The organism is uncultured Senegalimassilia sp. (genome assembly GCF_934632265.1).
In the GTDB taxonomy this organism is placed as follows: Bacteria; Actinomycetota; Coriobacteriia; order Coriobacteriales; family Eggerthellaceae; genus Senegalimassilia.
The window spans coordinates 1-8,865 of record NZ_CAKTYH010000083.1; the positions used below are offsets into that span (position 1 = coordinate 1).

General features: G+C 63.6%; 12 protein-coding genes. 11 read left to right on the forward strand and 1 reads right to left on the reverse strand.

Annotated features, from left to right (window positions below; genetic code table 11):
* The first annotated feature begins 167 nt into the window (after positions 1–167).
* From Q0H50_RS06785 to Q0H50_RS06815, 8 genes are all read left to right on the forward strand, one after another.
* The gene (locus Q0H50_RS06785; RefSeq protein ID WP_294420787.1) at positions 168–764 is read left to right on the forward strand and encodes a hypothetical protein; all 597 of its coding nucleotides are present in this window, start codon (positions 168–170) and stop codon (positions 762–764) included.
* A complete protein-coding gene (locus tag Q0H50_RS09590; RefSeq protein ID WP_366936647.1) occupies positions 739–936 on the forward strand; it encodes a DUF6273 domain-containing protein in 198 nt (65 codons plus the stop codon). The genes Q0H50_RS06785 and Q0H50_RS09590 overlap by 26 nt, the downstream gene beginning before the upstream one ends.
* Positions 937–1,065: 129 nt before the next feature.
* Positions 1,066–2,244: an RNA-directed DNA polymerase gene (locus Q0H50_RS06790; RefSeq protein WP_294420789.1), complete on the forward strand. Its 1,179-nt coding sequence runs from the start codon at positions 1,066–1,068 to the stop codon at positions 2,242–2,244.
* A 2-nt stretch (positions 2,245–2,246) separates the two neighbouring features.
* Positions 2,247–2,462, forward strand: a complete 216-nt coding sequence (locus Q0H50_RS06795) for a hypothetical protein (protein ID WP_294420791.1) — start codon at positions 2,247–2,249, stop codon at positions 2,460–2,462.
* 4 nt (positions 2,463–2,466) lie between these two features.
* A complete protein-coding gene (locus Q0H50_RS06800) occupies positions 2,467–2,796 on the forward strand; it encodes a hypothetical protein (protein WP_294420793.1) in 330 nt (109 codons plus the stop codon).
* Positions 2,797–2,874: 78 nt separating this feature from the next.
* Positions 2,875–3,120, forward strand: a complete 246-nt coding sequence (locus Q0H50_RS06805; RefSeq protein WP_288577758.1) for a phage holin — start codon at positions 2,875–2,877, stop codon at positions 3,118–3,120.
* Entirely contained in the window at positions 3,113–4,171 is a 1,059-nt protein-coding gene (locus Q0H50_RS06810; protein ID WP_294420796.1) for a peptidoglycan recognition family protein, read from the forward strand. The genes Q0H50_RS06805 and Q0H50_RS06810 overlap by 8 nt, the downstream gene beginning before the upstream one ends.
* Positions 4,172–4,268: 97 nt before the next feature.
* A complete protein-coding gene (locus Q0H50_RS06815) occupies positions 4,269–4,394 on the forward strand; it encodes a hypothetical protein (RefSeq protein ID WP_294420798.1) in 126 nt (41 codons plus the stop codon).
* Between the two features lie 164 nt (positions 4,395–4,558).
* Here Q0H50_RS06815 and Q0H50_RS06820 read toward each other — a convergent pair whose 3' ends face one another.
* Complete coding sequence (locus Q0H50_RS06820) at positions 4,559–5,470, reverse strand: diacylglycerol kinase family protein (RefSeq protein ID WP_294420800.1); 912 nt, start codon at positions 5,468–5,470, stop codon at positions 4,559–4,561.
* A gap of 68 nt (positions 5,471–5,538) precedes the next feature.
* Between Q0H50_RS06820 and rnd the strand changes: the two genes are divergently transcribed.
* From rnd to xseA, 3 genes are all read left to right on the forward strand, one after another.
* Positions 5,539–6,693: a ribonuclease D gene (gene rnd, locus Q0H50_RS06825; RefSeq protein ID WP_294420802.1), complete on the forward strand. Its 1,155-nt coding sequence runs from the start codon at positions 5,539–5,541 to the stop codon at positions 6,691–6,693.
* Positions 6,694–6,914: 221 nt separating this feature from the next.
* Positions 6,915–7,577 (forward strand): zinc metallopeptidase, encoded by a 663-nt coding sequence (locus Q0H50_RS06830; protein WP_294420804.1) that lies wholly within the window; start codon positions 6,915–6,917, stop codon positions 7,575–7,577.
* Between the two features lie 4 nt (positions 7,578–7,581).
* On the forward strand, positions 7,582–8,865 hold a 1,284-nt coding region (gene xseA, locus Q0H50_RS06835), incomplete at its 3' end, for an exodeoxyribonuclease VII large subunit (RefSeq protein WP_294420806.1).

Consider the following 8,865-nt stretch of genomic DNA (forward strand, 5'->3'; position numbering starts at 1 on the left):
CTATGGCGCTTCGAGCGGCTGGGTTCGTCCCCGTGTCGGCTTCCTGTTCGGCTAGCCGCATGGCTAGACGTATACTGGTCGCTGTTCCTGCCGCCGCCTTTGCGCGGCGGCGAGCCGCCCGCGAAGCGGGCGGCTTCTTCTCTGCATTGAATAGGGGGGGGTGCCGCGTGAGCGGAGTTTTGAAGCGAAACCGCAAGGTTTCCGAGTTCAAGTTCTTCTCGGTAGCGATAGCTATCCGAACGGAGACCAACAAGCTGATGGCAAACTCGAAAGTCGTCCCGAAGTCGTACAGGCTGCTTAACGCGGTGCCGACCGTGGAGACGGCCAGAAGCCTCGTCTACAACATAGTGCGATCCGATGCGTTCTATCCGTCCAACAGCTTCAACGCGGCGGAGCGCCGCCGCTACCTGACGCTCGCGATAGCCGATTGCAACCAGCTCGTACAGGACATGCAATGCCTTCTCGATATGGGCGTGGTGGAGGGCATGCCGACTGCGCCGGACGGCGAGCCGCAAGGCCCTGCGGCCAGGTTCTACCGGCTTATGATGCTCATAGACGAGGAACTGAAGCTGCTCAAGGGAGCGCGGAAGAAGGTGCGCATCCTCGGCCAGCAGACGCTCGACGAACGAATAGCGGCGGCAACCGCCGAGCTTGAGCGGCTTGAGGGGAAGAAGGCCGAAGATGTTCAGCTCGCGGCGCGAGATGGGGTATCCGCGCCGTCCGTTCGGTCGAGCAGCCATGCCGAGCAGCTGGAGTTGCTATAATGGGCGGCGGTCACGTCCTGTTTGTCGGTACAACTGGTGGTTGCGCTCCGCAGCCGGTGGCTCTTCCGCCAACGCGTGCTACGTCAACAACAACGGCAACGCCAACTACAATGGCGCTTCGAACGACTGGGTTCGTCCCCGTGTCGGATTCCCCCATAGCCAGACCAAGTAGCGAGAGCGAACGCAGGGCATGTGAAGGAAGGAGGGCGCGACCATCGGGCGCAGCCCGTAAACACGCGCCCCGCGACGGAGGCCGGACGCTGCTTGCATGGCGCGGCAATCGGCGGCTCGGCCGCGTTTCATGGCCTTCCGTCAAGCAGCTGGCGAGCCGCAATGCGAGCTGCGCGGGGCGCTCTCTATGACATCCGAGGAAAGGCGGGCAGTCCGGCGCAAGCGCCGTCAGGAGAAACGCGCCCGCGCCAAGGCCGAGCGCACGAGAACGTGCACGCTGGCAAACGTCGCATCCATGGATTCGCTCGTCAGCGCATCGCGCAGGGCGGCGCACGGGGTCATGTGGAAGCACTCCGTGCAGCGTTACATGGCCTACTATCTGCTCAACGCCGCCAGGACGCGCGACGACCTTCTGGCCGGTCGCGACGTCAGGCGCGGCTTCACAAGGTTCGACGTGGTGGAGCGCGGGAAGGTCCGCCACATCAGCGCGCCCAGGATAAGCGAGCGCGTGGCGCAGAAGTCGCTTACGAGAAACGTGCTCACGCCCGCGCTGGTGCCTACCGCCACATACTCCAACGCCGCCAACATAGAGGGGCGCGGCACCGACTATTCCATAAGGCTCATGAAGCGTCACCTCGCCGCAAACTGGCGCAAGCGGGGGCGCGAGGGCTACATCCTGCTCATGGACGATGCGGGATACTTCGACTCGCTTTTGCACAGCTGCGCTAAGCGCCTCGTGGGAAACGCCGTCCCCGATGCGGGCGCGGCGGCCCTTGCCGGGCTGTTCGTGGACGCGCACGGCGAGCGCGGGCTGGGGCTAGGCTCTGAGCCTGACCAGGTGCTGGCGGTGTGCTATCAAAACGGCATCGACCATTACATAGCGGAGATGCTGGGCGTGGACGCGTTTGGACGGTACATGGACGATTCCTATTGCATCCACGAATCTAAGGAATACCTGCAAGTTTGCCTGATGCTCATCGAGCGCAAGTGCGCCGAGGTCGGGCTGACCCTGCATCCGACCAAAACGCGCATCGTCAAGCTGTCTCGCGGATTCGTGTGGCTCAAGAAGAGGTTCTTCTATTCCGAGACCGGGCGCGTGGTGGTAAGGCCGTCCCGGGATGCCGTAACCCGCGAGCGGCGCAAGCTGAAGCGCATGGCCGGGCTTTACCGCAAGGGCACGCTGACGTACGAGGATGCCGCGAGCAGCTACCAAAGCTGGCGCGGAAGCATGAAGCATCTGGATGCGCACGATACGGTGCTCTCCATGGATGCCCTGTTCAAGTATTTGTTTCACGATGAAAAGAGGTAACGATGAACGAAAACGAAGAGACGCGCCAAATCGAAGCGGAAATCACGGCGCTGAAGAACCTGCTGGCCCAGACCGACTACAAGGCGCTCAAGCACGCGGACGGGGCGCTGAGCGATGATGAGTACGCGCCGACCGAGAAGGCCCGCCAGGGATACCGCGCGAAAATCAACGAGCTGGAAGAGCAGCTTGCCGCCGCCTGCGAAGGCGCAGGCGAGTAGGTTGGTGAGCGTTGACGCAATCGCGGCCACCGCCGCAGTCACGTCAGCGGTGTCCGGCGTCGTCGGGGCGATCGTGGCCGCAGTGGTCGCGTCCGTCCGCACGAAGTCGCGAAAGGCCATCGACCAGGACAAGGCGATGCGCGACGGCATGCGCGCCCTGCTGTGGCGCGAGCTGAAGAACATCCATGCCGAGGCCATGGCGAACGGCGGCATGACGGTCGCGAACCGCAGGCACCTCGAGAACGTCTACGGCGCGTACCACGGCATAGACGGCAACGGCACCGGCACGCGCATGTTCGAGGATTCGATGCAAACGCCCGTCATAGACGAATAGACGAATAGACGAAAACCGAATATCTGTTAACCGACTAGGCCGCGAAAGCGGTCTTTTTTGTTTGGAAGGAAGTGTCATATGGCTAAAGACCAAAACGAGAGCGTGCCCGATTGGCTCATCCCTGACAAGGCATACGACGTCCTCAAGTGGGTGGGGCTGCTGCTTTTGCCCGCGTGCGCATGGTTCGTCGGCACGATCGGACCCGTCTGGGGGTTGGCGAACGTCGATGGCATCGTGTTGACGCTCAACGCCGCAGGCGCCCTCATCGGCGCCGCGATCGGCGCATCCGCCCTCAAGGCCAAGGTGGGTGGCGGCGATGAATAAGAGCATCAAGGCTAGCCTTGCCGCGTTCGTGGCATCCGTCGCGCTGGTCATCGCGTGCACCACTCCTGCTCTGGCGTATGAGCAGGTAGAAGATACCGTGAGCTACGGCCATGGATATAACGACGCGGGCTATCTCGTCATCCACGAGACCGCGAATCCCGGCGCGAGCGCCTACAACCACACGCTGCTGTGGTCGCGTGATGACACGTACGCCGTGCATTACGTCATGGAGCTGGACGGCTCCGTCGTGTACCACACGGTCCCGGATTGGGCTCTGTGCTGGCACGTGGGCAACGGCAACTACGCCACCGTGGGCATCGAGCTGGCGCATGCGACCAACTGGGATGACTTTAACGCCCAGTGGGACCAGGCCGTAGCCTGGGCAGGCGATTACCTCAACAGCCGCGGCTGGGGCATCGACCGCCTGCTGTCGCACAACGACTGCACGTGGATTTGGGGAGGTAGCGACCACACGGACCCGACCGGCTATTTCGCGGAGTATGGCCGCTCCTGGGACGAGTTCAAGACGGCGGTCAATGCCTACATCGGCGGCACCTATGTCCCTTCCGGCTCCGGTGATACGTCCGGCACAAACTGGCATCCCGAATACAACCAGAGCGACGTAGCCATCACCTACGCGGCGTCTACCGACCCCTCCGGCAGCTGGTGGCTCCCCGAGATGGTTGACCACACCGACACCGGCGGCTCCGGCGATACGTTCGCCGGCAACGGCTACGATCCCATCCGCTGGCTCGCCATTGACATGCCTGGCTGGTATCAAGTCTGCACCCAATCGTCCGGCTGGCTTGACCCCGTATACGGCTACGACAAGGGCGATTTGATGTGGGGCTGCGCTGGCGATGGTTCGCCCATCACCGCCGTCCGCTGCTACTACGAGACCCAGGACCCCAACAAGACGGGTTGGCTGGTCGCGGAGTACAACGTCAACGGCCTGCCGAATATGCACGACCTGACCGATACCGGCGGGTCTTGGGACGACTACGCGGGCAACGGCTCGCGCGTCACCACTTTTAGTCTGCAAGCCGCTTAATCTTGTGCCCCCGCTTCGGCGGGGGCCTTTTTCGTTGCTGGGCAATGTCAGGTAAGTTGTTTCCCGAGTGTTAGTAGGTGATGCATAGCTTATCCAGATGCGCTATAACTCGAATCTGGCGAAGTGGAAGGAAGAGCGCAAGAGCGAGGGGCGTGAAATCGAGCAGGGCAAGAACGAGGAGCTCGAAGGCGAGCCGCGCAAGAGCGGGGCACTGAACAGCTAACCTGGTTGCGCTGACGCAAACTCGAGTGGTTTTCCGTCGGTCGCTGCACGCGGCCGACGGCGCGTTTTCGCGGAACAGCGTTCGCGCGGCGCTTTGGGGTGGCAAGCCCGAACGACGACGGCCCTGCAGGTTAGATCCTGCAGGGCCGTTACCTTCTTGAGAGGTTACTGTTTCTTGAACTGCGAGTAGCCCTCATCGGAAATGAACAGGCGCGTTGCCCGGGGAAGGATACGCGCGGAAAACGGCGTGGAAAGCCCGGTGGCCTCGCCGTCGTATTGGACCTCCATGGCGGGGTCGGCTTCAACCGTGACCTCCTTGGCTCGGAAGATCTCCAGCGCATCGGTGCGGTCGGGGAATTCGCCGTCGCGGTCCAAAAGGCCCGCGATGGCGGCCGGTATCAGGTCGAATGCGGTTTTGGCCTTCAGCACCACCACGTCGAACTCGCCGTCGCGCGGCTTGTTATCGTGCGTGACCGGTATGTCGAACTGGATCTTGCTGAAGTTCACCAGCAGCACTCCGAGGCCTTCGCTTTCAACCTTGCGTCCGTCCAAGATGAGCGTGAACTTCGATTGCTGCGGCATGGCATTGGCCACCGCCGACTGCAGGTAGGCCATGGGGCCGAATAGGCGCTTGCCGCGCTGGGCCCCGCGCATGATGACGGCATCGTAGCCGGCGCCTGCCATGATGGAGAACCCGAAGCGTTTCCCGTCAACGCAGATCTCGCCCATGTCGAAATCGAGCGTCTGGCCGGCGCGCACCATTTTTGCGAGCGCATGGGGCTCGAGCGGGCTTGCAAGGTTGAGGGCTAGCAAGTTTGCCGTGCCGGCGGGGAAGGGCAGCACGGGTATGCCGGTGTTGGCAAGCAGATAGCACACCGTGGCCACGGTGCCGTCGCCGCCCGCCGCGATGACGGCGTCGAAGTCCTTCGCGTCGTCGAGCAGCGAGCCGACCGGCGTGGTGCCGTTGGTGCAGCGCATGCAGACCTCATCGCCGTCGGCGGCGAAGCTTCGCACGAAATCGTAGATGGCCCCTTCGCCGTATCCCGATGCCAGGTTGTTGATGACAAGCAGTTTCACGGTTTTCCCTTCCGTTGCGGTATTCTTACATCATAAAGCACAACGATATGAACGTGAGGAATTACCGGGTGTATATCGAAGATCAAGAAGCACTGGAGGCGTTCGTCGGGCGAGCGCGCAGCTCAAGCGTCCTTGCCATCGACACCGAGTTTTTACGCGAGAAGACCTATTATGCGCGCCTGTGCTTGATCCAGTTCGCCACCGACGACGAGGTGGCGGTGGTCGACCCGTTCGGCATAGAGGACCTGCATGTGCTGGCCCCGCTTTTGGAAGATCCCGATGTCATGAAGGTGCTGCACTCCGGCGGGCAGGACCTTGAGATCTTATGGCACGAGGTGGGCGTGCTGCCCCAGCCGCTGTTCGACACGCAGGTGGCGGCGGCGCTGTTGGGCCATACCCAGCAGATCGGCTACGGGGCGCTCGTGGGCGCGGAATGCGGCGTGGCGCTCAAGAAGGTGGATTCGTTCACCGACTGGTCGCGCCGTCCTTTGTCGGAATCCCAGCTGCGCTATGCCGCCGACGACGTCATCTACCTTCCCCGTATGTACGAGCATATGAAGCAGGAGCTGGAGCGTCAGGGGCGTTTGCACTGGCTCGATCCCGAGTTCGCCGAGATGTGCGACCCTTCGCGTTTCGAATCCGACGAGCGCGAACGCTATCGCAAGCTCAAGCGCGTCGGACAGCTTTCCCGCAAGCAGCTGGCGGCGGCGCGCGAGGTTGCCGCATGGCGCGAGGTCACGGCGCAGAAGCGCAACGTGCCGCGTAAGTGGGTCATCACCGACGAGCAGATCGTGGAGGCCTGCAAGCGCGAGGCTCGCACCATTGACGAGCTGTTCATGGTGCGCGGCATGCGCGAGAAGCTCAACACCCGCGATGCCCGCACGGTGGCCGGGCTTATGAAAAAGGCGCTGGAGTCCGGTCCTCAAGCCTGGCCCGAGCTGGACCGCAGCGGGCGCAACGAGCCGAATGTGGATGCCCCGCTCGACCTTATGAGCGCGCTCGTTCGCCTGCGCGCCAAGGAGAACGGCGTGGCGTTTCCCACGCTGGCCAGCCATGATGACCTGGTGCGCATGGCCCGCGGGTATAGGCAGGGCATCGACCTTCTGCGCGGCTGGCGCCGGGCACTCGTGGGCGAGGAGCTCATCGAGCTGCTCGAGGGCAAGCTCGTGCTGTCCTTGCAAGGCCACGATCTGAAGGTAACGCGTTTGGATGGCGAAGAGTAGACTGGTCGCCTCCATGCGGTCGGCGCCTGCAGCTGTTTCGTGTGCGGCGCGCATCCGGTAACGGATTGCGAACGTTTCGCGGGAACATTCGTGAAGCTGCAGGCAAGGTGTTTCGCTTCGGTATACTTTTGGTTCGTTGAACCAAGTGCGCAGCCTTCTCGGCCGCGTCCCGGGGCGCAGGGCATGCGCCGTACGCTTTCGATAGGAGTTGCATCACCCATATGAGCATGAGCTATTTGAGCCTTATCGTCGTCACCATGGTCATCGGCATGGGCGCGTCGTGGTACGTGAACCGCCAGATCAACAAATACCTGCACGTTCCCGCCTCCACGCGCGTCACCGGCGCGCAGATGGCCGAGATGATGCTTGCCGCGAACGGCGTCCACGGCGTGCAGGTCTATCGCGGCGGCCCGCAGCAGGACCACTTCGACCCGCGTAGCAACTCCATCACCTTGGACCCCGATGCGTTCGGCGGAACCTCCATCACCGCTATCGCCACGGCGTGCCACGAGGCTGGCCACGCCATCCAGTTCGCGCAGGGCTATGCTCCCATGAAGATCCGCGGCGCGCTGGTGCCGGCGGTCAACTTCGCCTCCAACGCTTGGGTGTTCCTGCTGATGTTCGGCATCTTCATGCAGCTGTCGGGTCTTACCACGCTCGCCATCATCATGTATGCCGTGGTGGTGCTGTTCCAGCTGGTCACGCTCCCCGTCGAGTTCGATGCCTCGCGTCGCGGCCTTGCGTACTTGAAGACCCAGGGCATCACGCAGGCCGAGCAGGGCGGTGCCTATTCCGTGCTGCGTGCCTGCGCGCTCACCTATGTTGCTGCTGCTCTGACGTCCATCCTGCAGCTGCTGTGGCTGCTGCAGTCCCGTGACGAGTAGCAACGTGGGCTACGATCGATCATATAACGGCGCCGCGGGCACACCCCGCGGCGTTTTTGCTAGCCAGGGGGCGTCGTCGTCTCCCGCACGCAGCGCCGAAGAGGCGGCTCGCGCTTGCGCGGCCGCATTCGGGGCGCATGCGGCCGCGGGCTCGAATGCCGCCTCGCGCAACGTTGGAGGGATAACGGGCGACTCGGGCTCGCGCGCGTTGTCGGTGTCCGCTGCCATGCAGCTGGCGAAAGGGGCGCTCGAGGGCGTGACGGTGCGGCTGGTCGGCGAGATCTCCGAGCTGTCGAACAAACCGGGGTACAAGGCCGTGTACTTCACGGTTAAGGACAAGTCGGCAAGCCTTCCCTGCATGATGTGGAACAACCGCTTCCGCGCCGCTGGCGTGCAGGTGGCCGTCGGGCAGCTGGTCGAGCTGACGGGAAGGTTCACGCTGTACGCGGCGAAGGGGCGCATGAACTTTGATGTGTTCTCATTGGCGCCGGTTGGAGAGGGCCAGCTGCGCTTGCAAGTGGCCAACCTTGCCCGGAAGCTGTCCGCGGAAGGCCTTGCGGACCCTGCCCGAAAACTGCCCCTGCCTGCATATCCGCTTACCATCGGCTTGGTCACAAGCCCGCGCGGAGATGCGGTGCACGATGCCCTGCGCACGTTGCGCCGCCGTTTCCCCGTGGCGCGGGTGCTGTTCGCGGGCGTTGCCGTCGAGGGCGCGCAGGCTCCGGCCGGCATCGTCGAGGGCATGCGCGCCGTGGTGCACGCCGGCGCCGAGGTGGTGCTGGTGGTTCGCGGCGGCGGGTCGTACGAGGACCTTATGCCGTTCAACGACGAATTTTTGGCTCGCATGATCGTGAAATGCCCCGTGCCGGTGGTCACGGGCATCGGGCACGAGCCCGACACCTCCATCGCCGATATGGTCGCCGACGTGCGCGCCTCTACGCCTACGGCCGCAGCTGAGGCGGTAAGCCCGGCCCGCGAGAACCTTGACGCGCTGTTCCGCGCGCGTCGCGGCAGCCTTGATACCTGCGCTCGGCGCGTGCTCGAGGGCTGCTCGGCGCAAGTCGGGCGCATCGCAAGCCGTCCGGTCTTTCGCGACTCCAACGCGCTGCTCGCGTCTTCGGCGCAAGGGGTGGATTTCTATGCCGACAGGCTGGCAAGGGCGCTGCCCGCAAGCTTGGATCGCGACCGCATGCAGGTCGATAGGTTGCGCGAACGATTAGGTGCAGCGCTGCCTAACGCCCTGACGGCCGATGCCGCCGCCGTGCAACGGCAGCGCGAGCGTCTGACG